23 protein-coding genes, 1 tRNA gene and 1 riboswitch are annotated in these 26,133 nt (G+C 68.9%); of the genes, 13 read left to right on the top strand and 11 right to left on the bottom strand.

Annotation, left to right across the window (positions count from 1 at the left end; translation table 11 throughout):
- Positions 1-13 precede the first annotated feature (13 nt).
- Positions 14-1,177, top strand: coding sequence for a THUMP-like domain-containing protein (locus tag FHX42_RS12550; RefSeq protein WP_182544455.1), 1,164 nt, complete (start codon positions 14-16; stop codon positions 1,175-1,177).
- Positions 1,178-1,443: 266 nt separating this feature from the next.
- Positions 1,444-5,391, top strand: a complete 3,948-nt coding sequence (hrpA, locus tag FHX42_RS12555) for an ATP-dependent RNA helicase HrpA (protein WP_182544456.1) — start codon at positions 1,444-1,446, stop codon at positions 5,389-5,391.
- Positions 5,392-5,396: 5 nt separating this feature from the next.
- On the opposite strand, the gene FHX42_RS12560 is transcribed toward hrpA, so the two are convergent.
- On the bottom strand, positions 5,397-6,305 hold the full coding sequence (locus tag FHX42_RS12560; protein ID WP_220480246.1) for a LysR family transcriptional regulator: 909 nt from the start codon (positions 6,303-6,305) through the stop codon (positions 5,397-5,399).
- A 169-nt stretch (positions 6,306-6,474) separates the two neighbouring features.
- Here FHX42_RS12560 and FHX42_RS12565 point away from each other — a divergent pair, with 169 nt between their 5' ends.
- Positions 6,475-7,701 carry an MFS transporter gene (locus FHX42_RS12565; protein ID WP_407926241.1) on the top strand — a complete coding sequence of 409 codons (1,227 nt, stop codon included), beginning with the start codon at positions 6,475-6,477 and terminating at the stop codon, positions 7,699-7,701.
- Positions 7,702-7,764: 63 nt separating this feature from the next.
- Here the strand turns inward: FHX42_RS12565 and FHX42_RS12570 are convergent, their stop codons facing one another.
- Positions 7,765-8,298, bottom strand: coding sequence for a GNAT family N-acetyltransferase (locus tag FHX42_RS12570; protein ID WP_182544458.1), 534 nt, complete (start codon positions 8,296-8,298; stop codon positions 7,765-7,767).
- Between the two features lie 16 nt (positions 8,299-8,314).
- Positions 8,315-9,157: a DegV family protein gene (locus FHX42_RS12575; RefSeq protein WP_182544459.1), complete on the bottom strand. Its 843-nt coding sequence runs from the start codon at positions 9,155-9,157 to the stop codon at positions 8,315-8,317.
- A gap of 288 nt (positions 9,158-9,445) precedes the next feature.
- On the opposite strand from FHX42_RS12575, the gene FHX42_RS12580 reads away from it, so the two are divergent.
- The 6 genes from FHX42_RS12580 (at position 9,446) to mnmA (ending at position 15,477) form a co-directional block, all read left to right on the top strand.
- Positions 9,446-10,228 (top strand): electron transfer flavoprotein subunit beta/FixA family protein, encoded by a 783-nt coding sequence (locus tag FHX42_RS12580; RefSeq protein ID WP_182543238.1) that lies wholly within the window; start codon positions 9,446-9,448, stop codon positions 10,226-10,228.
- Between the two features lie 37 nt (positions 10,229-10,265).
- Positions 10,266-11,225: an electron transfer flavoprotein subunit alpha/FixB family protein gene (locus FHX42_RS12585; protein WP_182543237.1), complete on the top strand. Its 960-nt coding sequence runs from the start codon at positions 10,266-10,268 to the stop codon at positions 11,223-11,225.
- Positions 11,226-11,452: 227 nt separating this feature from the next.
- The gene (locus FHX42_RS12590) at positions 11,453-12,235 is read left to right on the top strand and encodes a GNAT family N-acetyltransferase (protein ID WP_182544460.1); all 783 of its coding nucleotides are present in this window, start codon (positions 11,453-11,455) and stop codon (positions 12,233-12,235) included.
- Positions 12,232-13,083 (top strand): lysophospholipid acyltransferase family protein, encoded by an 852-nt coding sequence (locus FHX42_RS12595; protein ID WP_182544461.1) that lies wholly within the window; start codon positions 12,232-12,234, stop codon positions 13,081-13,083. Before FHX42_RS12590 ends, FHX42_RS12595 begins: the two co-directional genes overlap by 4 nt.
- A 67-nt stretch (positions 13,084-13,150) precedes the next feature.
- Positions 13,151-14,386 (top strand): cysteine desulfurase family protein, encoded by a 1,236-nt coding sequence (locus FHX42_RS12600; RefSeq protein WP_182544462.1) that lies wholly within the window; start codon positions 13,151-13,153, stop codon positions 14,384-14,386.
- A gap of 2 nt (positions 14,387-14,388) precedes the next feature.
- A complete protein-coding gene (gene mnmA, locus FHX42_RS12605; RefSeq protein ID WP_182544463.1) occupies positions 14,389-15,477 on the top strand; it encodes a tRNA 2-thiouridine(34) synthase MnmA in 1,089 nt (362 codons plus the stop codon).
- Positions 15,478-15,496: 19 nt separating this feature from the next.
- Here the strand turns inward: mnmA and FHX42_RS12610 are convergent, their stop codons facing one another.
- On the bottom strand, positions 15,497-16,414 hold the full coding sequence (locus tag FHX42_RS12610) for a dimethylarginine dimethylaminohydrolase family protein (protein WP_328796083.1): 918 nt from the start codon (positions 16,412-16,414) through the stop codon (positions 15,497-15,499).
- The gene (locus FHX42_RS12615; protein WP_182544464.1) at positions 16,353-17,183 is read right to left on the bottom strand and encodes a phosphatidylserine decarboxylase; all 831 of its coding nucleotides are present in this window, start codon (positions 17,181-17,183) and stop codon (positions 16,353-16,355) included. Before FHX42_RS12615 ends, FHX42_RS12610 begins: the two co-directional genes overlap by 62 nt.
- A 311-nt stretch (positions 17,184-17,494) precedes the next feature.
- On the opposite strand from FHX42_RS12615, the gene FHX42_RS12620 reads away from it, so the two are divergent.
- Positions 17,495-18,526, top strand: a complete 1,032-nt coding sequence (locus tag FHX42_RS12620; RefSeq protein ID WP_182544465.1) for a uroporphyrinogen decarboxylase/cobalamine-independent methonine synthase family protein — start codon at positions 17,495-17,497, stop codon at positions 18,524-18,526.
- Between the two features lie 66 nt (positions 18,527-18,592).
- Here the strand turns inward: FHX42_RS12620 and FHX42_RS12625 are convergent.
- The 3 genes from FHX42_RS12625 to FHX42_RS12635 all read right to left on the bottom strand — a co-directional run bounded on the left by FHX42_RS12625 (position 18,593) and on the right by FHX42_RS12635 (position 21,175).
- Positions 18,593-18,668, bottom strand: a tRNA-His gene (locus FHX42_RS12625).
- Between the two features lie 119 nt (positions 18,669-18,787).
- Positions 18,788-19,438: an oligoribonuclease gene (gene orn / locus FHX42_RS12630; protein ID WP_182544466.1), complete on the bottom strand. Its 651-nt coding sequence runs from the start codon at positions 19,436-19,438 to the stop codon at positions 18,788-18,790.
- A gap of 60 nt (positions 19,439-19,498) precedes the next feature.
- Positions 19,499-21,175, bottom strand: coding sequence for an AMP-binding protein (locus FHX42_RS12635; RefSeq protein ID WP_328796084.1), 1,677 nt, complete (start codon positions 21,173-21,175; stop codon positions 19,499-19,501).
- A 286-nt stretch (positions 21,176-21,461) separates the two neighbouring features.
- Here FHX42_RS12635 and FHX42_RS12640 point away from each other — a divergent pair, with 286 nt between their 5' ends.
- The gene (locus FHX42_RS12640; protein WP_182544468.1) at positions 21,462-21,857 is read left to right on the top strand and encodes a hypothetical protein; all 396 of its coding nucleotides are present in this window, start codon (positions 21,462-21,464) and stop codon (positions 21,855-21,857) included.
- A 46-nt stretch (positions 21,858-21,903) separates the two neighbouring features.
- Here the strand turns inward: FHX42_RS12640 and FHX42_RS12645 are convergent, their stop codons facing one another.
- Both FHX42_RS12645 and FHX42_RS12650 read right to left on the bottom strand, forming a co-directional pair.
- On the bottom strand, positions 21,904-22,641 hold the full coding sequence (locus tag FHX42_RS12645; protein ID WP_182544469.1) for a hypothetical protein: 738 nt from the start codon (positions 22,639-22,641) through the stop codon (positions 21,904-21,906).
- Between the two features lie 75 nt (positions 22,642-22,716).
- Positions 22,717-23,019, bottom strand: coding sequence for a hypothetical protein (locus FHX42_RS12650; protein ID WP_220480247.1), 303 nt, complete (start codon positions 23,017-23,019; stop codon positions 22,717-22,719).
- A gap of 169 nt (positions 23,020-23,188) precedes the next feature.
- Positions 23,189-23,287, top strand: a riboswitch (TPP riboswitch).
- A 50-nt stretch (positions 23,288-23,337) separates the two neighbouring features.
- Here FHX42_RS12650 and thiD point away from each other — a divergent pair.
- Positions 23,338-24,135 (top strand): bifunctional hydroxymethylpyrimidine kinase/phosphomethylpyrimidine kinase, encoded by a 798-nt coding sequence (gene thiD, locus FHX42_RS12655; RefSeq protein WP_182544470.1) that lies wholly within the window; start codon positions 23,338-23,340, stop codon positions 24,133-24,135.
- A gap of 34 nt (positions 24,136-24,169) precedes the next feature.
- Complete coding sequence (locus tag FHX42_RS12660; protein ID WP_182544471.1) at positions 24,170-24,877, top strand: TenA family protein; 708 nt, start codon at positions 24,170-24,172, stop codon at positions 24,875-24,877.
- A gap of 11 nt (positions 24,878-24,888) precedes the next feature.
- On the opposite strand, the gene FHX42_RS12665 is transcribed toward FHX42_RS12660, so the two are convergent.
- Positions 24,889-26,037: a polysaccharide pyruvyl transferase family protein gene (locus FHX42_RS12665; protein WP_328796085.1), complete on the bottom strand. Its 1,149-nt coding sequence runs from the start codon at positions 26,035-26,037 to the stop codon at positions 24,889-24,891.
- Positions 26,038-26,133: the final 96 nt, after the last annotated feature.

The following is a 26,133-nucleotide window of genomic DNA, read 5'->3' on the forward strand; positions in this document are numbered from 1 at the left end:
AGGATGTGGGACCGTGTCCTACGTCTTCGACCTCGACGATGTCGCGTACCTGCGTTCCCCCGAGGGGGCGGAGGCCCTGGCCGCCGTCGCGCGGCTGCCCCTGACGGCCTCCTCGCGGTTGGACGACACCGCCCGGGCCAGGCGGGTCGCCGGGCAGCGCTTCGCCGCCGCGACCCTGGAGACCGCGTCCCTGCGGCGCCGTGCGGAGACCAAACTGGACTCCGCGGGCGACTGGTTGTTCACCGACGAGGGGCTGCAGCAGGCCACGCCCACCGCCGTGGCGCGGCACCGGGCGAGGAGGCTCACCGGGCGCGACGTGCACGACGTGACCTGCTCGATCGGGGCGGACCTGCGGGAGATCGCGGTGGTGGCGCGGCGGTGCGTGGGTTCGGACCTCGACCCGGTACGCCTGAGCATGGCCCGGCACAATCTCGGCGGCGTTCCGCTGGCACGGGCGGACGCCCTGCTTCCGACCACTGTGGCCACGACAGTGCTCGCCGATCCGGGCCGCAGGGACGGTGGGGGACGCCGCCGGTGGCGGCCGGAGGATCTGCGCCCGCCCCTGGACGAGTTGATCGAGACCTACGCGGGGCGTGACCTGGTGGTCAAGTGCGCACCGGGGCTGGATTTCGACGCCGTACCGCACGCGGAGATCGAACTCGTCTCGTTGTCCGGGCAGGTTCGGGAGGCGTCCCTCTGGTTCGGTGGCCTCGCCACGTCAGGAGTGCGCCGCCGTGCCACCGTGCTCGGTGCCGACGCGTCCGCGTGGACGATCACCGACGCCGAACCCGACGAGTGCCCGGTGCGCGAGGTCGGGCAGTGGTTGCTGGATCCGGACGGTGCCATCGTGCGCGCGGGGTTGGTCCGCCACTACGCCGCTCGGCACGGCCTGGGGCAGCTCGACTCGCGGATCGCCTACCTGACCGGTGACGAACCACCTGCGGGAGTGCGCGCGTTCCGCGTGGTCGACCACGGCCGCTATACCGAAAAATACCTGCGCACGCTGTTGCGGCGGCATGCCGTGGGGCGACTGGAGATCCTGGTGCGCGGACTGGACGTGGACCCCGACGCGCTCCGCCGCAGGCTCAAGCTCAACGGCTCCGCCGAGGCGACGGTGATCCTGACCCGCGTCGGGGACACCCCCACGGCCTACCTCTGCCACGCCGAGCGCACCTGAGGAAGGGCGAAAGAATTTCGTGGTGGAGCGGGCGGGTTTCCGGCTACGCTGTTGCGGTCGCCCGTAACTTGACCACCACCCCTCGAGGAAGCGCTGCGCGCCGCGGCCCACCCGTAACCCGACCACCGCCCCCCGATGAGGCGTTGCGCGCCGCGGCCATATGGTGTTGTGCGCCACCGTGCGCAAAGCAAGGAATGAGGCCCTGCCCGGCGGCGTTGTACAACGACGGACGAAACTCGCCGCCTGCTCAACCTCGAAGACGTCGTATGGGACAGCCATCCGTGACCTCTGCTCTTGCCGACCTGCGAGACCGCCTGCCCGACCTGATGCCCTCGGACCAGCGTCGGTTGCGCAAGCGCATCGAAGGCGCCCGCAAGATCCGTGATCCGGAGGCGCTGGAGGCCGTCACGACGGAGATCGGCGCCGACATCGACACCGCGCAGACGCGGGTGGACCTGCGTCGCGCCCAGCTGCCAGAGATCAGCTACCCGCCGCAGCTACCGGTCAGCCAGCGTCGGGAGGACCTGCTGGCGGCCGTCCGGGACAACCAGGTGGTGATCGTGGCCGGTGACACCGGCTCCGGCAAGACCACGCAGCTGCCCAAGATGTGCCTGGAGCTGGGGCGCGGTGTGCACGGCATGATCGGCCACACCCAGCCCCGCCGACTGGCGGCACGCACGGTGAGCGAGCGCATCGCCGAGGAACTGGGCACCGAGCTCGGCGGCGCGGTCGGCTACCAGGTGCGCTTCACGGAGCGCGCCGGCGAGGACACGCTGGTCAAGCAGATGACCGACGGAATCCTGCTGGCCGAGATCCAGCGGGACCGAATGCTGCGCCGCTACGACACGATCATCATCGACGAGGCCCACGAGCGCAGCCTCAACATCGACTTCATCCTCGGTTACCTCAAGCAGCTGCTCCCGCGCAGACCGGACCTGAAGGTGGTCATCACCTCGGCGACCATCGACCCCGAGCGGTTCTCGCGGCACTTCGACGACGCCCCCGTCGTGGAGGTCTCCGGCCGTACCTACCCGGTCGAGGTGCGGTACCGGCCGCTGGTCGACGACTCCGACGAGTGGGAGGACAACGAGCGGGACCAGGCCCAGGCGATCTGCGAGGCCGTCGACGAACTCGCCGCCGAGGGGCCGGGCGACGTCCTGGTGTTCCTCAGCGGTGAGCGGGAGATCCGGGACACCGCCGATGCGCTGGAGCAGCGCAATCTGCGCGACACCGAGATCCTGCCGCTGTACGCGAGACTGTCGACCGCCGAGCAGAACCGCGCGTTCCGGCAGCACTCCGGCCGCCGCATCGTGCTGGCCACCAACGTCGCCGAGACCTCGCTGACGGTGCCGGGCATCAAGTACGTGATCGACCCCGGCACCGCGCGCATCTCCCGCTACAGCTACCGCACGCGGGTGCAGCGCCTGCCCATCGAGCCGATCTCGCAGGCCTCGGCCAACCAGCGCAAGGGGCGTTGCGGCCGGGTCTCCGAGGGCATCTGCATCCGGCTGTACTCGGAGGACGACTTCCTGGCCCGCCAGGAGTTCACCGACCCGGAGATCCTGCGCACCAACCTCGCCTCGGTCATCCTGCGGATGACCTCGCTGAACCTGGGTGACGTCGCCTCCTTCCCGTTCGTCGAGCCGCCGGACAAGCGCCAGATCACCGACGGGGTGAACCTGCTGCACGAGCTGGGTGCGCTGGAGTCCGGGAGCAAGGACTCGAAGCGGCGGCTGACCGCGATCGGCGGCAAGCTGGCCGAGCTGCCGATCGACCCGCGCCTGGCGCGGATGGTGCTGGAGGCCGAACGAAACGGGTGCGTGCGCGAGACGATGGTCATCGCCGCGGCCCTGTCGATCCAGGATCCCCGCGAGCGCCCCACGGACAAGCAGCAGGCCGCGGACGAGAAGCACGCGCGCTTCACCGACAAGGAGTCGGACTTCTCCGCCTACCTCAACCTGTGGAACCACCTGCGCGAGCAGCAGAAGGCGCTGTCGTCCAACCAGTTCCGCAAGCAGTGCAAGGCGGAGTTCCTCAACCACCTGCGCATCCGCGAGTGGCAGGACCTCTACGGCCAGCTGCGCCAGATGGTCAAGTCGCTGGGGATCTCGGTCAACGACGAACCCGCCGACTCGGCCCGGGTCCACCAGTCGCTGCTGGCGGGGCTGCTCTCGCACATAGGGCTCAAGGAGGAGGAGCGCAAGTCCGGCTCGCAGGGAGGCCGCAAGAAGGGGCCGAACGAGTACCAGGGCGCCCGCAACGCGCGGTTCGCGATCTTTCCCGGATCGGCGCTGGCCAAGAAGCCGCCGCGCTGGGTCATGGCCGCGGAACTGGTGGAGACCTCCCGGCTGTGGGCGCGCACCGTGTCCAGCGTCGAACCGGAGTGGATCGAAAAACTCGCCGGCCACCTGGTCAAGCGCAGCTACAGCGAACCGCACTGGGAGGCCAAGCGGGGTGCCGTGATGGCCTACGAGACGGTCACCCTCTACGGGGTGCCGCTGGTGGCCGGGCGCAAGGTCCAGTACGGCAAGATCGAACCGGAGCTGTGCCGGGAGCTGTTCATCCGGCACGCGCTGGTCGAGGGCGACTGGGAGACCCGCCACGAGTTCTTCCACACCAACCGCGCGCTGCTGGCCGAGGTCGAGGAGCTGGAGCAGCGGGCACGCCGCCGGGACATCGTCGTCGACGACGAGACGCTGTTCGACTTCTACGACCGGCGCGTGGGCAGCGAGGTCGTCTCGGCCGTCCACTTCAACACCTGGTGGAAGAAGGTGCGCAGGTCGCAGCCGGACTTGCTGACCTTCCCGCGGTCGCTGCTGGTCAACACCGACTCCGAACGAATCACCGAGCACGACTACCCGGACCACTGGCAGCAGGACCGGCACCAGCTGGCGCTGACGTACCAGTTCGAGCCCGGTGCCGACGCCGACGGCGTCACCGTGCACGTTCCGCTGAACGTGCTCAACCAGATCGGGCCGGAGGGCTTCGACTGGCAGATTCCGGGGCTGCGGGAGGAACTGGTGACCGCTCTGCTCAAGTCGTTGCCCAAACCGGTCCGGCGCGACCTGGTTCCGGTTCCCGACCACGCCAGGGCGGTGCTGCAGCGGATGACGCCGCGCGCGGAGCCGTTGCTGGACTCGATGGAGCGGGAGCTGCGGCGAATGAGCGGCGTGGTCGTGCCGCACGACGCGTGGCAGCTCGACAGCGTCCCGGACCACCTGAAGATCACTTTCCGCATCGTCGACTCCGAGGGTCACGCGGTGGCGGAGGGCAAGGACCTCGACGCGCTCAAGCAGCGTCTGCACCCGAAAGTGCGAGCCGAGATCTCGGCCGCTGCCGAGAAGTACGAGCGCGAAGGGCTGCGCGACTGGAGCTTCGGCAAGTTGCCCCGCAAGGTCGAGCAACAGCGCGACGGCCGGGTGGTCCGGGCTTATCCGGCACTGGTGGACGAGGGCGACAGCGTCGCGGTGCGCGTGTTCGAGACCGAGTCCGCGCAGCGGAGCGCACTGTGGAAGGGCACGCGGCGGCTGGTGCTGCTCAACATCAACTCGCCGACCAAGTTCCTGCAGCGGGCCATGAGCACCAACGCCAAGCTCGTGTTCAGCCGCACCCCGCACGGTGACGTGACCGGGATGCTGGAGGACTGCGTCGCGGGCGCGGTGGACAAGCTGATGGTCGAGTCGGGCTGGCCCGTGTCGACGCCGGAGGGCTTCTCCCGGCTGCTCACCGACGTCCGGGAGGGTCTGAACAGGACCTCGGCCGATGTCATGAGCCGGGTGGAGCAGGCCCTCGCCGCGTGGCAGCAGGCCGAGGCCGCGTTGACGGACAAGAAGCGCTCGTTGCCGGCCGAGACGTGGCGCGACGTTCGCGGGCAGCTGTCGAACCTGGTGTACCCGGGTTTCGTCACCGCCACCGGGTGGCAACGGTTGCCCGACGTCACCCGGTACCTGCGGGCGCTGGAGTACCGGCTGGAGAAGGCGCCGCGCAATCCCCGGCGCGACAAGGAGTGGATGGACTCGGTCCGCGACGTGCAGCAGCGGTACCGGGAGCTGCTCGACCAGGTGCCCAAGGGGCAGCCGGTCCCGGAGCCCCTGCGCGGTATCGGGTGGATGATCGAGGAGTTGCGGGTCAGCTACTTCGCCCAGGAAGTCAGGACGGCCCACTCGATCTCGGAGAAACGCCTGCACAGGGCTATGGACAAGGTGAGCGCGTAAGCGGCTCACTCCGCGGCGGCGATGTCGAGGAAGGAACGCAGCACGGGTGACTCCGTGCTGTCCCGCCAGGCCATCGCCGTGCGTGCTCTCCCGCGGGTACCCGTCAGCGGCAGGAACGTGACCCCGGCGCGGGGAAGTTGCCGGATCGAGTCCGGGAGCACGGAAGCGCCGATTCCGCCGGCGACCAGGCCCACGATCGTCTGCATGAGCCAGACGTCGCGCTGAACGACGCGCGGTGTGAACCCCGCTTGCTCGCACGCCTGGATGACGATCGTGTACAGCCCGGGGATGCTGCTGTGCCGGGCGGGCAGGATGAACGGCTCGTCGGCCATCTCCGAAAGATCCACCTCGGTGCGGTGCGCGAGTCGGTGCGTGGTGGGCAGCGCCAACACCAGGGATTCATCGGCCACGCAGTGCACCCGCAGCGAGGGATCGCTGTAGGGCAGGTAGAACAGCCCAACGTCGAGTCTGCGGTCGTGCAGCCGGTCGACGATCTCGTTGGGGCGCAGTTCCTGGAGGTGCAGCGACACCTCCGGGTACGCGGTCTTGAACCGCCGCAGGATCGGTGGCAGCACGGCGTTGGTCGCCGAGGGGATGAACCCCAGCGCCAGTCTCCCGACGAGTCCGCTGCCCACCTCGCGGGTCATCCGGGCCGCCTGGTCGACCTCGTGCAGGATCCGGCGCGCTTCCTCCAGCAGGATGCGCCCCGCTTCGGTGAGTTGAGTACCCCGCGCGCTGCGATGCACGAGCGTGGTCCCCAACTCGGTTTCGAGCTTGCGCAGCTGGGCGCTCAGCGGCGGTTGGGCGATGTGCAGGCGCGCGGCGGCGCGCGTGAGGCTCTGCTCCTCCGCGATCGTGACGAAGTAACGCAGATGCCTGAGCTCCATCGCCACTCCCGCAGTGTGCCGAGTCATAGCTTTGTCATATGAGTACTGACACAAGATGGTATTGGACATATGACACAGGTCAACGTCACTCTTTTGGCTGTTGGTCGGAAGGTTCGTGAACACGAATCGGAATTAGCTGTGCGGGGAGAGTGCTGTGCCGGATACCGAGAGAACCACCCGAGCGGGCTCCGGCTGGGTGCTGCCGCTGTGTTGGGCGACGGTGCTTCTTGAGGGGTTCGACCTGGTCGTGCTCGGCACGGTGTTTCCCGTCATGCTCGACAAGGGCGTGTGGGGGATGACCGAGGCCAGTGCTTCGCTGGTCACGACCATCGGACTGATCGGCATGATGGTCGGTGCCCTGGTGGTCGGTACGATCACCGACCTGATCGGGCGCCGCAAGGTGCTGATGCTGTCCGTGGCGAGCTTCTCGCTGTTCGTCCTGCTGTGCGCGGTGGCGCCGTCGATGTTCGTGTTCGGTCTGCTGCGCTTCCTGGCCGGTCTGGGCCTCGGTGGCTGCCTGCCCACCGCCATCACGCTGGTGACCGAGCACGCGCGGGGCGGCAAGAGCAGCAGTGCGACGACGACGCTCATGACCGGTTACCACGCCGGTGCCGTGCTCACCGCGGTGCTCGGGTTGGTGCTGCTCTCCTCGCTGGGGTGGCGGTCGATGTTCGTCGCGGGCGCTCTGCCCGCGCTGGTGCTGGTGCCGCTGATCTGGCTGTACCTGCCGGAGTCGACTGCTTTCCGGGAGCGGAAGTCCGCTGTTTCGAGTACGGGTGCCTCCGCCAGGGAGAGCATCGCGCTGCTGTTCCGTGACGGTATGGCCCGCTCCACCGTCGCGTTCTGGGTGGCCTCGTTCCTGGGGCTGATCCTCGTCTACGGGCTCAACACGTGGTTGCCCGAGATCATGCGTGCGGCCGGCTACCCGCTCGGTGCGGCGCTGGGGCTGTTGCTGACGCTGAACGTGGGTGCCGTGCTCGGCCTGCTCGTGGCGGGTCGGGTCGCCGATCGCGCCGGTGTGAAGCGGTCGACGCTGTTGTGGTTCGTCGCGGCGGCGGTGCTGTTGGCGCTGCTCAGCATCAAGCTTCCCGCGGTCGGCCTCTACGCGGTCGTGCTGCTGGCCGGGTTCTTCGTCTTCAGCGCGCAGGTGCTGGTCTACGCCTTCGTGGGTCGCGCCTACCCGACCGCCAGCAGGGCCACCGGTCTCGGCTGGTCCACCGGGGTCGGTCGTATCGGTGCGATCACGGGACCGATGCTCGGTGGTGCGCTGCTGACGGCGAACATCGCCTACCCGTGGGGCTTCTACGTCTTCGGCGCGATCGCCGCCCTGGGGGCGCTGGTGATGACGATGGCGGCACGGCCCGCTGGTGAGCCCGCCGTCGTCGCCGAGCCGATCGAGTCGGCCCCGGACCCCACTCACTGACGGTCGCCGCTCCGCGTCGGAGTGCGGGTCGTGCGGTTTCGCGCGAAACCGCACGACCCGCACTCACCAGACGTCGCCGGGGCGCCAGTCGCAGGCCAGCGGGGCTCGGAGGGAGAGGTCGCCGCTGCGGGCCGTGGGCAGGACGCGGACGAAGTGGTCCTCGTCGGCGGTGCGGAACATCCCCTGCGCGGTGGCGACGCTCGTCGGGCCCAGCCAGGGGAGCCAGCCGTGACGTCGGTAGAAGCCGGGAAAGCCGCTGCCGTCGGAGAGCCCTCCCAGCTCGTAGGTTTCGAGGACGTGTTCGGTGGCCGACGTCATGACTCGTGTTCCGCAACCACGCCGCTGGTGCGACGGGTGCACGGCCACCCCCTCGACGTATCCCGTGCGCAGCGGGCGGCCGTCGTAGTACAGCGTGCGCGGAACCACCGCTGCGTGGGCGAGCAGCTTCCCCGCCCGCATCAGCATGACGTGGAGACCGCCGAGGGCGTGCGTCCAGTCGTCCTCGCCGAACTCCCCCTCGAACGCCGCGTCCAGCAGCGCGCGCACCGCGGCGAGTTGCTCCGCGTCGGGCTCGTGGACCTGGTGCAAGTCGTCCATCGGCCCATGATGCTCCTCAGGCGGGAGAAATGGTGATGCCGATGGCGCCGGGGCCGGTGTGGGCGCCGATGATCGCGCTGGTGTGCTCCAGCATGTGCTTGCGGGACCGCGGCAATCGCGCTTGCAGCCGGTTGCCGAGCTCCTCGGCTCGTTCGCCCTGCTGGAAGTGCTCGACGGCGATGTCCACGGGACCGTCCCCCGCCCTGTCCACGGCGGTCCTGACCGCCTTCTTCAGCGCCCGGTCCGGGCCGACGCCCTTGGTCAGCGGTTCCAGCTGGCCGTCCCGCAGGGTGAGCACCGGCTTGATCGACAGCGTCTGCCCGAGCATGGCCTGCGCCCGGCCGACACGTCCGCCGCGCCGCAGGTACTCCAGGGTGTCCACGTAGAGCAGTTCGCTCGTGGTGCGCAGCCGCTGGTCCAGTACGCCGAGCACGCCCTGCAGCGTCGCCCCGGCGGCAGCCGCCTCGGCCGCTGCGATCACGGGGTAGCCCAGGCCCAGGCCGCACAGTCGCGAGTCCACGACGTGGACGGGGACGCCGATCTCGGCGGCGGCGACGCGAGCGGACTCGCACGTCTGCGACATGCCCTCCGACAGGTGTACCGACACGATCGCCTCCACGCCCGTGCTGGCGATGTCGCTGTAGTTCCAGAAGAAGGCCGGAGGAGGGGGTGGCGCGGTGGACACCGGTACGCCGTCGCGCAGGGCCTGGGCCAGCCGCTCGTGCGGGACCCGTCGTTCGTCGTCGTACTCCTCGCCGACCCGCAGTTCCAGCTGAATCACGGTGATGCCCAGCCGTTCGGCGACGTCCGGGGGGACGGAGGCGGTGGAGTCGGTCACGAGGGCCACACGTTGGCTCATGCACCAAGACTACTAATCGTAAACAGCATTCATGTTCGACACCCTGCGTGTCCTTCTTCGTCGCCAAGGAGGGACGGATTGCTCCGTCCGGGTGCAAAAAGCGGTGACGGCGTGAGTACCCTCACGTCCATACCCCGGTTACGCAGGGGCTACCGACAAGTAACATGAGGGGTGGTCGGCGTCACTGTGTCTTTGGGACGGCTCCGTGGCAATGTCGGCCCCCCGGCTACTCTGCCGGGGTAGTGAGTCCGATGCCGTCATCAGTCCGCGGGAGGTCGAAGAGGACCCATGAACATTGTTGTCCTGGTGAAGCAGGTGCCGGACACGTGGTCCGAGCGCAAGTTGTCGGGTTCGGATCACACGTTGGACCGTGCCTCTGCGGATGCGGTGCTCGACGAGATCAACGAGCGTGCGGTGGAGGAGGCGTTGCTGGCCAAGGAAGCCCACGGTGGTGAGGTGACGGCCGTGTGCATGGGCCCGGAGCGTGCGAACGAGGCCATCCGCAAGGCCCTGTCGATGGGGGCCGACAAGGCGGTGCACTTGCAGGACGAGGGCCTGCACGGTTCGGACGCGGTGGCCACCGCGCGGGCGCTGGCCGCCGCGATCGGCACGGTGGAGTCGGTGGATTTGGTCGTGGCGGGCAACGAGTCCACCGACGGCCGCAGTGGCGCGGTGCCGGCGATGCTGGCCGAGCTGCTGGGATGGGCGCAGTTGACGCATGCGCGCAAGGTCACCTCCGATGGTTCCGCGGTGACCGTGGAGCGGGAGACCGACGCCGGTGTGGCCACGGTCGAGGCGAACCTGCCCGCCGTGGTCAGCGTGACGGAGAAGATCAACGAGCCGCGGTACCCGTCGTTCAAGGGCATCATGGCCGCGAAGAAGAAGCCCGTGAGCGTGCTGTCGTTGGCCGACGCCGGCATCGACGCCGGCGCGGTGGGCTTGGCCAACGCCGGTAGCCAGGTGGTGTCCTCGGCACCGGCGCCTCCGAAGGAGGCCGGGCAGAAGGTCACCGACGAGGGCAACGGTGGCGTGCAGGTCGTGGAGTTCCTGTCCGGCCAGAAGCTGGTCTGAGACAGCCGTCGGTTCGCGAGGAGAAGAGGCTTTTTTCATGTCTGAGGTGCTGGTCCTGGCCGACCATGCCGGCGGCGAGGTCAAGAAGGTCACCCACGAGTTGCTGACGGCCGCACGTCGGCTGGGGGATCCCGCGGCGGTCGTGGTGGGCACGTCCGGCGCGGGCGAGAAGGTCGCGGCGTCGGTGAACACCTCCGGGGCCGCCACGGTGTACGCGGCCGAGTCCGACGAGGTCGACGACTACCTGGTGACTCCGGCGGTGGACGTGCTGGCCGCGCTGGTCGAGCGCACCAGCCCGGCGGCGGTGCTGATCCCGGCTTCGGTGGACGGCAAGGAGATCGCCGGTCGCCTGGCGGTGCGGCTCGGCTCCGGGCTGCTTTCGGAGGTCGTCGACCTGGACTCCGCGGGAGTGGCCTCGCACTCGCTGTTCGGCGGTTCCTACGAGGCCACCGCGACCGTGGCCACGGGCACGCCGGTGATCTCGGTGCTGCCGGGCAGCGTCGAGGTCGCCTCCGCCGAGGGCGCGGCCGCGGTCGAGGCCGTGGAGGTCCCGGCCCAGGACGCGGCCACCGCCGCCAGGGTCACCGCGCGGCAGCCGGTCGAGGCCGGGGACCGTCCCGAGCTGACCGAGGCCAACGTGGTGGTCTCCGGTGGCCGGGGCGTGGGCAGCGCGGAGAGCTTCGCGGTCGTCGAGAAGCTGGCCGACTCGCTGGGCGCGGCGGTGGGCGCCTCGCGCGCGGCGGTGGACTCCGGGTACTACCCGCACCAGTTCCAGGTCGGCCAGACCGGCAAGACCGTGTCGCCGCAGCTGTACCTCGCGCTGGGCATCTCCGGGGCGATCCAGCACCGCGCCGGCATGCAGACCTCGAAGACCATCGTGGCCGTCAACAAGGACGCCGAGGCCCCCATCTTCGAGATCGCCGACTTCGGCGTCGTCGGAGACCTGTTCCAGGTCGCCCCCCAACTCACCGAAGAGATCGGCAAACGCCAGGGCTGATGAGGACCCTTGCCGAGGGGTTTGACGATTTTCCCTAAAGTTGTGCCACAACTTTAGGGAAAATCGCACCACCATCGCGTGCCTGACGTCCGGAAGTGAGGGCGGGTCGCCGAGGGCGGCCCGCCCTCGGCGTGTTCGGGCCGGGTACCGGGCATTCACCGGAAGTTCCTGTCGTGTGTCACCGCGCGGTCTACCGGGTGTTTTCCGCGCGGGGCTACACCTGCCCCATGACCGATCTACAGTCCGAGTCGGTGTTGCTGGCCAGCACCACGGACCGGCAGTCATCGAGCACAGCCCCCTACTCGCTCCTGGTGGCAGGAACCGGACACGAGGTGCGTGCGGCGCAACGCCTGCGCTACCAGGTTTTCGCCGAGGAGATGGGGGCGCACGTCACCGGGGACACCGGGACGGAGACCGACGCCTTCGACGAGTTCTGCGATCACCTCATCGTCCGCGACGACCGCACCGGAGCGGTCGTCGGCACCTACCGGATGCTCCCTCCTGCGCGTGCCGCCGAAGCCGGCCGGCTGTACTCGGAAAGCGAGTTCGACCTCACCGCGCTCGACGAGCTGCGTCCGGCGCTGGTCGAAGCCGGTCGTTCGTGCGTGCACCGTGAGCACCGCAGCGGTGCCGCCGTGGGTCTGGTGTGGGCGGGGATCGCCCGCTACATGCTGCTGTCCGGGCATCGCTGGTTGGCCGGCTGCGCTTCGGTGCCGTTGTCCGACGGCGGTGCGCTGGCCGCCCGAGTGTGGGACACGGTGTCCGCCCGTCACTACGTTCCCGAGCCGTACCGGGTACGACCGCACCTGCCGTGGAAGGCCGATCCGACCGCGTCGGTGCGGAAGGGGCCGCTTCCGCCGTTGTTGCGGGGCTACCTGCGGCTGGGGGCGTGGGTCTGCGGGCCCCCCGCTCACGATCCCGACTTCGGAGTGGCGGACTTCTTCGTCCTGCTCGACCTGGAGCGGATGGATCAACGCTACCTCAAGTACTTCCTGGGTACCGCGGCATGAGCACGGAACACGCGTGGAGGCCGTCCTCGCCGTGCGGGCCGTGTTGCCTGCCAAAGCGCGAGACCGTTTCGCGAGTCGGGCGCCCGCGGCAGGCGCTGCGGTTGGCCTGTGCGGTGGCGGTGCTCCTGCTCGGCATCGCTCTGGCAGCGGTGCTGCCGCTGATGGGTGGCTCGGCCGGACGGACACTGGTGCGGTCCTGGTTCCGGGGCCTGCTGTGGGCGTTCGGTGTCCGCGTCGTGCCGGATCGGCGGTGGACCCCTACCGGGCGCGGGGTGTTGATCGTGACCAACCACGTGTCCTGGCTGGACGTCGTCGCGCTCCAGGCCGTGCACCCGATGCGGATGCTGGCGAAGGAGGAGGTGGGGACCTGGCCGTTGATCGGGCCCCTGGCCGACCGGGCGGGCACGCTCTACATCGACCGCGACCGGCTGACGGGGCTCCCCGCCGCCGTGGACCGTCTCGGCGCGGCTCTGCGCGCCGGATCGGTGGTGGGGGCCTTCCCGGAGGGAACCACGTGGTGCGGGATGGCTTCGGGGCGGTACCGCCCCGCCGTGTTCCAGGCGGCCGTGGACGCCGGTGCTCTGGTGCGGCCGGTGTCACTGCGCTTCGGTACGAGCACCGGCCGGTCGAGCACCTCCGCGGCGTTCGTGGGGGAGATGAGCCTGGTCGAGTCGGTTCGCGAGGTGACCCGCGTAAGCGGGCTGACCGTCGAGCTCAGGACGCTGCCCGCTGTCGACGCCCGTCGGGTTCGGGATCGCCGCGAGCTCGCGCGTCGGTGCGAGGCCGCCGTGAGCGGCGTGTCCCTGCCGGAACTGCCGCATCCTCCGGTGCCGCTCGTGTCCGGTTGATCACCGGAGCGTGGCTTCGTGACCGCAGGACGGTCCACCACGTCGGGAGGATTACCCTGGAAGGGCGATGACGTATCTGGACCATGCGGCCACCACTCCGATGCGGCCGGAGGCTGTTGCGGTGATGAGCGAGGCGTTGACCCGTTCCGGCAACGCCTCGTCCCTGCATACCTCGGGCAGGCGTGCGCGTCGCGCGGTGGAGGAGTCCCGAGAGGGCATCGCCGCCGCGCTGGGCGCCCGACCGTCGGAGGTGCTGTTCACCGCTGGGGGAACCGAAAGCGACAATCTGGCTGTCAAGGGCATCTTCTGGGCCAGGCGCGCGGCGGACCCGAAGCGCCGTCGCATCCTGGCATCGGCGGTGGAGCACCATGCCGTGCTCGACGCCGTCGAGTGGCTCGTCGAGCACGAGGGGGCCGAGGTCACCTGGCTGGAAGTCGACGCTCACGGCCGCGTCCTGCCCGAGGTGCTGGAACGGGCCATCGTCGCCGCGCCGGACGAGGTGGCCCTGGCCACGGTGATGTGGGCCAACAACGAGGTCGGCACGGTCAATCCCGTGGCCGATCTCGCCGCGGTCACCGCTTCACACGGGGTTCCGCTGCACACTGACGCCGTGCAGGCGATCGAGACCCTGCCCGTCGACTTCGGGACCTCCGGTGCCGCGGCGTTGACCATGACCGGTCACAAGATCGGCGGACCGTACGGGATCGGCGTGCTGGTACTCGCCCGTGACGTGGAGTGCACCCCCGTGCTGCACGGTGGGGGGCAGGAACGCGAGGTGCGTTCCGGCACCCTCGACACACCGGCCGTCCTGGGACTGGCCAGCGCGGTGCGAGAGGCCGTCGACGCACGCGCGGACCACGTCGGCGAACTGGCACGGTTGCGCGACGAGCTGATCACCGGAGTACGCGACGCCGTGCCCGACGCCGTCCTCAACGGCGATCCGGACGAGCCCACCGCCGACGGACCGGGCAGGTTGGCCGGCAACGCGCACTTCACCTTCCCCGGCTGTGAGGGCGACAGCCTGTTGATGCTGTTGGACGCCCAGGGCATCGAGTGCTCCACCGGATCGGCCTGCACGGCCGGAGTGGCCGAGCCCAGTCACGTGCTGCTGGCCATGGGCGCCGAACCGACGGCCGCGCGGGGGTCGCTGCGGTTCTCCCTGGGACACGATTCGACTCCCGCGGATGTCCAGGCACTCACCGCCGCGATCGGCCCGGCGGTGCGAAGGGCACGCAGCGCCGGGTTGACCGGTCTGCGCAAGAACCCGGTGGACCCGGTGACGACCACTCCGACGGAGGTGTGAGCGTGCGAGTACTCGCAGCTATGAGCGGCGGCGTGGATTCCGCCGTGGCGGCGGCCAGAGCCGTGGAAGCCGGGCACGACGTCACCGGCGTGCACCTGGCACTGTCGGCGAAGCCGGGAACCCTGCGTACCGGGGCGCGCGGATGCTGCACGGTTGAGGACTCCCGGGACGCGCGTCGGGCCGCCGACATCCTGGGCATCCCGTTCTACGTGTGGGACTTCGCCGAGCGCTTCACCGAGGAGGTCGTCGAGAGCTTCGTCGGCGAGTACGCGGCGGGGCGCACCCCGAACCCGTGCATGACCTGCAACGAGAAGATCAAGTTCGAGGCCCTGCTGGAGAAGGCGATGGGGCTGGGCTTCGACGCGGTGGCCACCGGCCACTACGCGCGTCTGTCCGTCGTCGACGGGACACCGCTGCTGCGGCGCAGCCGGGACACCGGCAAGGACCAGTCCTACGTGCTGGCTTCGCTGACGCCCGAACAGCTGCGGCACGCGATGTTCCCGCTCGGTGACTCGTGGAAGTCCGAGGTGCGCGCCGAGGCGGACGAGCGTGACCTGGCGGTGGCCCAGAAGCCGGACAGCCACGACATCTGCTTCATCCCCGACGGCGACACCAAGAAGTTCCTGGACTCCCGGTTGGGGGAGCGGCCGGGCAACCTCGTCGACGCCGAGAGCGGTGCCGTCCTCGGCGAGCACACCGGCGTGCACGGGTTCACCGTCGGTCAGCGCAAGGGACTGGGTATCGACGCTCCCGCTCCCGACGGCCGTCCCCGCTACGTGCTGTCGCTGGAGCCGGTGTCCGGTGACGTCAAGGTCGGCAACGCCGACCACCTCGGCGTGACCGACATCGACGCCACCCGCCCGATCTGGCCGTCCGAGCAGCCGTTGCCGGCGCCGACCGAGTGTCGTGCGCAGATCCGTGCGCACGGTGACACGGTCGGAGCCACCGCCGAGGTCACGGAGTCCGGGGTGAGCGTGCGGCTGGCCGAGCCGATGGAGGGGGTGGCTCCGGGGCAGTCGGTGGTGCTCTACAGCCCCGAGGACGAGGGAGACCTGGTGCTGGGCAGCGCCGTCATCTCGGCCACCCGCTAGCCGCGGTCCCGATGCGCGCTCACCGGGCATCGTGGGCGTAGGAGTCACGGTTGAGGTGCATGACCAGGCACGAGAGCATGGCTCCGCTCTTGGTGTACTCGTCGAGGTTGAACAACGCCACGTCGAAACCCAGCCTGCGGGCGACGTCCTCCAACGTCCGGTTCTTGGCCAGTTCCCGGTCGTAGTCGTCCGTACCGGCCCTGAGCTCGAGAATGTCCGAAGCGTTGATGATCGTGTTGTGCAGCCGCACGGAGTTGCACAGGCCGGGCAGGGCCACGGCCTTGGGAACGTCGATGATCTCGGTGCGCTTTTCCAGGGCGCGCAGCTCACCTCCCCGGTACGCCTCGGTGCAGACCAGCGTCCGCTCGGTGGTGAGCGGGAAGATCGAGCAGTCCAGGTGATACAGGTACGGCTCTGTCATGCGCATCCGTATCACCTCCATGCCGAACTCGCGCTCCATCCAGTCGTAGACTTTCTTCTCCGTGCGCTGCCCGTAGCCACCGATGTAGACGTTTCCGGACAGATGCTTGAGGTCGGCCTCGCCTTCGAAGCGGTGTTCGGGCACGTACACGTGGTAGCCCATCGACTCGAAAAACCGCACGCCCACCTCGGTCTCGCCGCGACGGGATTCGGGGGTGAAGTTCGACACGATCACGGTGTTTTTGTCGGACAGGTGTTCCGGAACGATTCCGAGGTTGGCGGTGAATACGAGATCCTGGAGCCCCTTCGTGCGCGGGGTGGGCAGTACGCACACCAGGCTGTCGGCGGCCAGAAAGCGGTACAGTGCCATGAACTGGGTCATCGCCCGGTCCGGGTCGGGTTCACGATCCTCTTGGGTGAGATCGACCATCCACGGGTTGTTGGCCACCTCCGTGTCATAGGAAAACGGCGCGTTGAGCAGGAAGGCCGGACGTTTCAACTGGCTCGGATTGCTCACGGGACTCCTTTCCTCGAATCGGGCGGAGATATCGTCGCCGGCCGCGGACGGACACCAGCGGATCGATCCCGGACTCCACGTGCGCCCCGTCCCGCTGGACGAACTCGAAGTCGAAGCACCGGGACAGCGGAACGACGAGTTCGACCTGGGAGCCGTAGCGGATCTGCGAGAATCGTCCGCCCTGACCGACGGGTCGGTTCTGACTCAGCCCGAAGGGCGTGATCGCGTCCACGTCGTGGTCGGCGATCTGGATCACGTAGTACGACTGGGCCAGTTCGGGCGCGTGGACCTTGTTCACCACCCGCTGGTTGTGGTGCGGGTGCTCGGCGGAGTCCGGTGCGAGCTTCAGCTGCTGCAACAGGGACTTATCCACGCCCAGCATCTCCACGTCCAGCGTCGGCAGATCGAGGCCGGAGATGGCAGGGAGCTCCCAGTAGGACAGGCGGCCGGAGTAGGGAACACGGTTGACGTGCACGTCGTAGCAGGTCGTGAACACGCCGATGACCATGCTGCGCCGATCGTAGGACTCGTCGCGCAGCACGTGACGAATCGAGTGGTTCTCCCCCTTGATGTCCAGCACGCGCTCGCTCGGGTCGACGATCCGCTGATGGAGTACGATCCCGTCCGCCGGGGACAGAAAGTACCCGTTGTCGCTGATCCGCGGGCGAGCCGGATCCCGGAAGAAGTAGTTCTCGGCGAGCCAGTTCGGCGATCGGTCCGATACCGGACGAACCGCCGTATCGACCCACTCTTCCAGCGTCTTGGCCATGATGGAGCCTTTGTCCGATTTCGTGTTCTGATTTCGATCGGGGTGCGCGGACGATTTCATCGCGCCTAATCGGGTCCGATTGTCAGGAAACCAGGATGGCCTGATCACGTCAATGACACCGGTGTGGTGTTACTCTCCCGGAGTAGTGGATTCGTGAGATCGCGGGATCGGTGACTCGGTGAAATTCTCGGCGCCACGCGGTCAGGTGACTGAATACCTTTCGGGTATTTTTCGAACGACGCGAAAGCGTCTCGCGGGCCGAGGTCGACCCGTCACGGTGGTGCCCGGCATCGGATCGCGACAATGGACGTGTGACCGAGACACCCTGGAAACCCGGTACTGCCACCGCGATCGGTTCGATGCCGGGAACCGATCCCGCCGAGACCGCCCGGCTCGTCGCCGGGATGCTGCCCGACCTGATGCCGATGCCGGAACTGCCCGCCAGGGGAGTGGGGGCCGACATGCTCGGCCGCACGGCGGGCATGCTGCTGGACCTGCCCGTCGAGGTGGTTCCGTCGGGCTACCGGGCAGCCGCGCGCTCCGGCCGCGACCAGCGCCGAGCGGTCGACCTGCTGCACTGGGACCTCGACGCGCTGGAGATCGTCGCGGAGACCGCGGGCAGCCCCGCCACGGTCAAGGTTCAGGCCGCCGGCCCGTGGACGCTGGCGGCGGGGATCGAACTCGAGCGCGGGCATCGCGTGCTGACCGATCACGGTGCCCTGCGGGACTTCACCGATTCCCTGGCCGAGGGGCTGGCCGAGCACACCGCACAGGTCGGCGCCCGCACGGGCGCGAACGTGCTGGTGCAGCTCGACGAGCCGACGCTGCCCGCCGTCCTGGAAGGCAGTCTGACTACTCCCTCGGGTTACGGCACGGTTCCCGCCGTTCCCGACCCCGAGGCGCAGCGGCTGCTGGCGGAAGTGATCGACAGAGTGGCCGCGGCCACCGCGAATCCGCTCGTGGTGCGCTGCGGCGCGGCACGTCCGCCGGTCAGCCTGCTGCGCCGGGCGGGAGCCGGAGCGATCGCCCTGGACGCCACCGACCTCGGTGACGTCTCCGGTGAGTTGGCCGACGAGCTCGGTGAGGCCTGGGAGGAGGAGGTGGCCCTGTTCCTCGGGCTGGTGCCCAGTACGGCCCCTCGGGAGGAGTTCACGGTGTGGCAGGCGGCGCGCCCCGCCCGGGACCTCGCGGCGCGGCTGGGCTTCTCCAAACGGACGCTGGCGACTCACAGCGTGCCCACACCGTCGGGCGGGCTGGCGCGGAGTTCTCCGGAGTGGGCGCGGCGTGCGCTGACCCTGGCCTCCGAGGTCGCCACGATGTTCCGGGACGAAGCCGCGGAGTAGTGACGGCGTTCGGGGTGGTTTCACGCGAAAGGCCCCGCTCCGACTCGGAGCGGGGCCTTTCGCGGTTGGGGTGAGTGACGGGATTCGAACCCGCGACTCCTGGGACCACAACCCAGTGCTCTACCGCCTGAGCTACACCCACCACGTTCACTCGGGCCGCCCGTCCTCGACGGTTGCCCTCAGCGACATCAACCATCCTACAGTGTGCCGTAAACGGCTTTGTCACCGGTTGGGCATAAGGAATATTTCCAGCTCAGCGGCTCATTGCTCGCCGAGCTCCTCGCGGGCCTTCTGCGTCCCGCCGACCTCGGCACTGTCGGCGAGCAGTTCGGTCGCCACCGCCTGAGCCTGCTCGCTGCTCGGCCCCGGGTGCGGTACGAACGCGGTCCGCCGGTAGTAGGCGAGTTCGCGGATGGACTCGTGCACGTCGGCCAGCGCCCGGTGCGCCAGCCCCTTCTCGGGCTGGGCGTAGTAAATGCGCGGGAACCAGCGGCGACACAGCTCCTTGATGGAGGACACGTCCACCATGCGGTAGTGCAGGTACTCGTCGAGCGCGGGCATGTCCCGGGCGATGAAGCCCCGATCGGTGGCGATCGAGTTGCCCGCCAGCGGTGCCGAGCGCCCGTCGGGCACGTGCTGACGCAGGTAGTCCAGCACTCGTTGCTCGGCCTCGGCCAGGCTCATCGCCGAGTTCCGGACCTCTTCGGTGAGTCCGGAGCGCTCGTGCATGTCGCGTACCACGTCGGGCATGGTGGCCAAGGTCTCGTCGTCGGCGTGGACGACGATGTCCACGCCCTCTCCGAGGATGTTGAGATCGGCATCGGTGACCAGTGCCGCGATCTCGACCAAGGCGTCCTTGCCGAGATCCAGGCCGGTCATTTCGCAGTCGATCCACACTAGACGATCGTTCACCCGGGTGAGCCTAACGTGACACACACGGTGATCGCGAAATCGTCGGTGCGTCGTGTCCGCTCAGAGCTCACCGGGGTCGGGCAGTCGCGCGGGCACGACCTTGCCGGTGGCGTTGCGGGGCAGCTCGTCGAGGAAGACCACGTCCCGGGGCCGGGCGAACTTCGAGAGCTTTCCGCGGACGTGCTCCCGGACGGTGTCGGCGTCCAGGTGCGCTTGCGGACGGGCGACGACGTACGCGGCCAGCCGCCGGCCGAACTCGGAGTCGTCGACTCCGACCACGGCCACCTCGGTGACCCCGGGCAGGGCCGCGATCGCCTCCTCGGTCTCCTTGGGGTAGACGTTCTCCCCGCCCGAGACGATCATGTCGTCCTCGCGGCCCGCGATGAACAGCCGCCCGGCCGAGTCCAGGTGCCCGAGATCACCGGTCGACATCAGCCCGTCGACCGTCTCCTTGCCGCTGCCGTTGGTGTACCCGTCGAAGAGCATGTCGTTGCCGACGAAGATGCGCCCCAGCTCGCCCGGTCGAACGGGATCCCCCGTCTCGTCGAGGATGCGCAACGTCGTCCCGCGCGGGGCCCGGCCCGACGTACCCGGTTCCCGCCGGAGATCCTCGGGAGTGGCGATGCTCACCCACGAGGCTTCGGTCGAGCCGTAGAAGTTGTACAGCACGGGGCCGAAGGCCCGCTGGAAGCGTTCCGCCAGCTCGGAGCCCAGCGCCGAGCCGCTGCAGGTGACGACGCGCAACGAGCCGAGGTCGTAGCGGCGGCGCACGTCCTCGGGGATCTCGAGAATGCGTTGCAGCATCACCGGGGCCACGAACATGGACGTGCACCGGTGTCGTTGCAGCCTGGCCAGGGCCTGTTGGGGCTCGAACTTGCGAGGCAGCACCAAGGTGGCGCCGAGGACGGCACCGAGCTGGAAGGCGGCCAGCCCCCAGGTGTGAAAGATCGGCGCGGGCAGCAGGATCCGCTCCCCGCTGCGCAGCGGAACACGGTCCAGGATCGTGGCGGGAGCGGAGAGTCCGGGCGGGTCCGGGCGTCGCGCGCCCTTCGGCGCTCCGGTCGTTCCCGAGGTCAGTACGATCATCCTCGCGTGCCGGGGCGGTTTCGGCAGGGCGCGGGCCGATGAACTGCCGATCAGGTGTTCCAGCGTGGTGTGCGTGGTGGTGCCCTCGGTCCAGGACAGCACCAACTCGACATCGCCGAGTTCGGCCGATTCGGCGAACTCGGAGTCGGCGATCAGCAGCCCCACGCCCTGCTCGGTGAGCACCTTGCTCACCTGCTGGGAGGTCAGCCCGGTGTTGATCAGCACGGCGTCGGCTCCGACCTTGGAGCAGGCCAACATCGCCTCCACCGGACCGTGGTGATTGCGGCACAGCACCCCCACGCGGCTCGTGCTGGTCACCCCGCGTTCGAGCAGGCCGCGGGCCATCCGGGTGGTGCGGTGCTCGATCTCGGCGTAGCTGAGGGCGCCCCGGTCGTCGATGACCGCGGGGCGGTCCGGGTGCCGCACGGCTCCCACGGCGTAGCCCAACGGTGGCGTGACGCCCCAGCGCATGTAGGCGCGGGCGATCCGGATCAGCTTGTCCGGCCGCATCGGTCGTACGACGCCCCGGCGGGCGAGCGTGAGCACGCTGAGCAGTGGCTCCTTGACCCGCGACGCGGAGGTGCGCTCGCCGAGAGCGGTCGAGCTCCGTCGGAGCAGTCGCTGTGCCTGTTCGATCCGGTCGGTTGCCACACGTCCACCCCTCATTGTGGTTACTGACGAGTAGATAATGCCTGCTCCGGAGGCCGCGAGCCAAGGGGGAACCGGAGGTCGGTCCTGGTGCGGGTGGCGGGTTTTCGTCCACCGTCAACGCAAGATCGTTGACTGGATGGATTCACCTGCTAGTCTGAAAAAGTCTGGGCCAGCCCCCGATGGCCGCAGGCGTGCGACCGCTGCTGGGGATCCGCGAGTGCAAGCGCGAGCTCCCCAGCACGGTCACGTACCGGCCGTGTCGATGTGCGAGAGCCTGCGAGACTCCGTGAGTGGTTTCGACGCTTTTCTGTGGCGAGTGTTGCACCGGGTGCTGTTGCTGTTGACTCTCGGTGTCCTCGGTCTGCTGCTCGGGCTGGGGCCGAGTCCGGGCCGGGTGGACTCTGTGTTCGGGCTGCTCATCGTCCTGTTCGTCGTCGCGCCGATCGGCGTGCGGCTCTGGCGACTGCCACCGCGGGCGCGCGCGGCCCTGAGCTCACTCCCGCGTCGTCGACCCCTGGTGTTCGTGACCGCGGTCCTGCTCGCGATCACGACGGCACTGGTCGCCTGGTGGACGCTGTTCAACGCGCTGTCCCCCGGCACGTTCTTCCCGCTGGCACTGGCCCTGACGGGAGTGATCGTCGCCGGCTCGACGACCCTGCTCGCCCGTCTCACCCGGTTGTGAGGGAGTCCACGGATCGACGTCGGGGCCGATCCGTGAACTCCCTTGGTCACACCGGGCGTACGCGCAGGCCCGTGGGCTCGCTGGTCACGGTCAGGGAACCCTCGAACTCGGCGATGGGCAGCTCGTCGCGGATGAACCGGTGCGGAGCACCGGAGGTCTGCACGAGGAGCTCACCGACGGTGATGTCCTGGGCGGCGAAGTCCGGGCCCTGAATGCGTACGTCCAGGTTCCGCTCGTTCGGCGTGATCTCGACCTGGCCGCCCGGGATGGTCAGCGGTTCGCCGTCCCTGGTGAGCGTGATGTCGCTGTTCTCGGTGTCCTCGGGGAGCACGGCCACCCTGGTGAGCGCGATGTCGCGGGTGGAGTCGGTGCCGGTGACACTGATGACGTCGCGAGTGGCCTCCGCCGCCGAGTCCTCCTCGGTGGGGCGCGGCGTGAGCACGGGTACCTGCTTCTTGGCGGCCAACCGGTAGGGGTTCCAGGCACCGGCGCCCACCAGATTGACGACCGCCGCGACCGTGCTCCCGTCGAGAAGCCGTTCGCTGTCCGGCGCCGGAGTCACCTCGACGGCGTTCACCCCGCGCTCCTCGAGCAACTCGCTCAGAGCCTTCGCGCGCTGGCGACTCTTCCGATCGAACCCGCGCGTGACGGCGACGGTCTCGGAATCCGTCACGGTCTCGGTCGCCGCGTCGGCGAGACCGGCCAGTGGAGCCCAGATGGCAGCCGGATCACGTCGTGCGGTGTGTCCGGAACGTACGGAGGAGGAGTCGGTCGTGCTAGTCATCACCCCCGACTCTAAACCGCCACTGAGGGTGCCCTCACTCCCTATGAACTCGTTTTCGGTGTGAGTTGTCTCGCGTCAGCTCTCCCAGTTCGCCACCACCAGTTCCTCGTTGCGCTCGCGGTGTTCGGCGACCGCGGATTCGCAACCGGGACAGTGGGTGGTGACGGCGCGACTGGCCGGTTCCCGCGATGTCGGCCACGTCTCGTGGGGCAACTTGACCGCCATCGAACACAGCGCTGTGACCAGGTATCCCGACGGGCGCGAACCAGGACGCTGGGTGATGGCGTGTCGGATCTGCTGGCCGGCCGGGACGATCCACCACACCTGTTCACGATCGAGGAACACTCGCTTGACCCCCTTGTGCTCGCGTGTGCTCACATCAGTCTCGTCGCGTCGGCTCGGAGCTGTATATAACCCGTTCGAGCGAAAAATATGCGCCCGATCGAGCGGCAAAATAGTGACTCCGTGTAGTTGTACTTGGTCTCGTTGCGCCGAAGGGATTTCCCGGGGACGGGGTCGAGGGCTTGACGGTGCTTGCTAGGTTGATCCCAGTGACGCGGGGTGTCCGATCAGGGATCGGGCTGAGAGAAGACCCGTCGAACCTGACCTAGCTCACACTAGTGGAGGGACGTCACCCGTGATGACGGTTCGTCTCGTTCCGCGCGGCAGCGCCTTCCGGACGTCGGAGGTGCGGCCGTGATCGCCAACGTACTCACGATCGCCGGGACCGATCCCAGCGGCGGCGCCGGGATCCAGGCCGATCTGAAAGCCTTCTCCGCGCACGGTGCCTACGGCATGTCGGTGATGACCGCGCTGGTCGCACAGACCACCACCGGTGTCTCCCGCATCCACGAGATCCCCGATGACTTCGTCACCGCCCAGCTGACCACGTTGCTCGACGACGTCCGCGTGGACGCGGTGAAGATCGGGATGCTGGCCAACGCCGAGGTCATCCGTGCGGTGGTCCGGGTGCTGGACGAGTACGCCCCGCCGTGCGTCGTGCTCGATCCGGTGATGGTGTCCAAGAGCGGTCACCGGCTGCTGGCCGCCGAGGCCGTGGAGGCCATGCGGGAGGAGCTGCTGCCCCGCGTCGATCTGATCACGCCGAACCTGCCTGAGGCCGCCGATCTGCTGGGAACCACCGAGCTCACCGGTACGCACGGGATGCCCGAACAGGCGGAGCGGCTCGCGGGGCTGGGAGCCGAGCGGATCCTGCTCAAGGGCGGGCACCTGAACGGGGACTCGAGTGTGGACGTGTTCCACGAGGAGGGCGCGGTCGAGTTCTTCGCCGGCGAGCGAGTGGCGACCTCCAACGACCACGGGACGGGTTGCACCCTGTCCGCCTCGATCGCCGCGTTGCGGCCCCAGCGCGCGAACTGGGCCGAAGCGGTACGGGAGGCCAAGGACTACCTCGGCGGCGCGCTGCGTGCCGCCGACCGGTTGACCGTGGGGCGCGGTCACGGGCCTGTGCACCACTTTCACCGCTGGTGGTGACTCCCTCGGAGGGCGTCACCGTGGAAAGGATCGTATGAGTACTTTGCCCGCCCCTCCCGATGGCGGTTTCTGCGCCGACGCCTGGGAGCGCACCGCCGAGTTGCAGCGCGCCATCGTGCAGCATCCGTTCAACGTCGCTCTCACCGACGGTTCGCTCGACCGCGATCGGTTCGCCCGCTACATCGTGCAGGACGCGCGTTACCTGGTCGGCTTCGCGCAGGCACTCGCGGCGGCGTCCACCCGTGCCGACAACGCCGAGGACGCGGCCTTCCTGGCCGGTAGCGCACACGGGGCGCTGGTCGAGGAGCGTCGGCTGCACGCGGGCTACGTCGAGGAGTTCGGGCTGTCCGAGGACGACATGGCCGGGATTGAGACCTCGCCGTCGTGCCTGGCCTACACCTCGTTTCTGCGGGCGAGCGCGCTCAGCGATCCTTACCCCGTGCTGATCGCGACGATCCTGCCCTGCTTCTGGGTGTATCAGCACGTCGGCAGCACCATCCTGGAGGCGACGGGTGGGGCCGGCGACCATCCGTACAGCCGCTGGATCGAGACCTACGCCGACGAGGAGTTCGCCCAGGCGGTGCTCGGTGCCCGCGAACTCACCGACAGACTGGCGAGCGAGGCCGACGAATCGACCAGGGACCGGATGCTGGGGGCGTTCACCCGCGCCAGCGAGTACGAGTGGCTGTTCTGGAACAGCGCCTGGATCCGGGAGGAGTGGCCCACCGCCCGGTGGCGCTAGACCCGGTGGCGCTAGGACAGGTGCGGCGAGTAGATCGAGCGGGCCAGCTGTGCCTTGTGATCGTGGAGGGTACGCAGGTCGGCGGGGTCGAACCCGCCGTCGACCGGGGGTTCGGGAATGCTCAGGCCCTCGCTCAGCGCCCAGTTCGATCCGCGCTCGATCAGCGACCGGTGCTTGTTGGTGTAGTAGCCGGAGTTGATGGACACGGCGACACCTCCGGCTCCGGCCGCCGCGGCCATCAGGTGCGTGTGGAACCGTGTGGACAGCCAGCACTGTCCGGCGGTGGCGGGCAGCCCGGAGCTCGTGATCTCGGAGAACGGGTAGAAGCGAGCGTTCGGCAGGTCGTGCTCCACCAGCGAGAACACCTCGCGGTCCACCCGGGGGATCCCCTCCACGAGTCCCACCTGCTCGGAGCTGACTCCCCAGGCGCGCAACGTGTCCAGCAGGAACCCCGCCAGCGAGGGCACGGACACGTCCAGCAGGTCGGACTGGACGCAGACCATGATCTCGCGCGTCTCGTCCTCGCGGAACAGTCCGGGCTCAATGCCGAAGAACATGTCGTCACCGGTGACGCTGGGTCGCAGCGATGTGCTCAGCGGTGCGGAGGAGGGCTCGTCGCGGACGTCGATGATCTCGAACTGGTCGGCGAGACTGCGGAGCAGGGCGTGCGCGTTCTCGGGGACCGGCCACAGGCCCTGCCCGGTCATCGCGGCACGTCCCCCGGAACGCCGCACGGCGGCCACGGCCGCTGCCAGCAGGCCGATGTGGCGGGGCCAGATGCCGTTGACGTAGCCACCGCCGATGAGGTGCACCACGTCGGCGGTGGCGGCCAGCTCGATGCCCGCCACCCAGCGCGGAGCCAGTCCGGGATCGTTGACCGCGTGCTGGACGAAGGCGGCGACCTGCCACGGTTCCTCGCTGGGTGCTTCCCAGCACAGCCGCCAGAAAGTGTCGGTGAACCGGGCCCGTGGATGCAGGTGCCCGAGGAGTACCTCGCTTTGCCCGGGGTTCGGGCAGTCCAGCCAGACCTCGGTCTCCGGCGCCGTGCGGGCCAGGTACTTCAACCACGTGGCGCCGATGAGTTCGTCACCGTAGTTGGGGTTGCCGGTCGTACCGACCAGGTACACCACGGCTGGAGCGGAAGGGTCGGAACTGGACACGGGTGAGGCTCCTACCGGTCGAGGTGCCGCGCGCGCGGTTACTGACTCGAACATAGCAACGAGCGAAGCCGGCTCCCGCCGTCAGCGGCCCGGAAA

The organism is Halosaccharopolyspora lacisalsi, assembly GCF_014137975.1.
Classification (GTDB): Bacteria; Actinomycetota; Actinomycetes; order Mycobacteriales; family Pseudonocardiaceae; genus Halosaccharopolyspora; species Halosaccharopolyspora lacisalsi.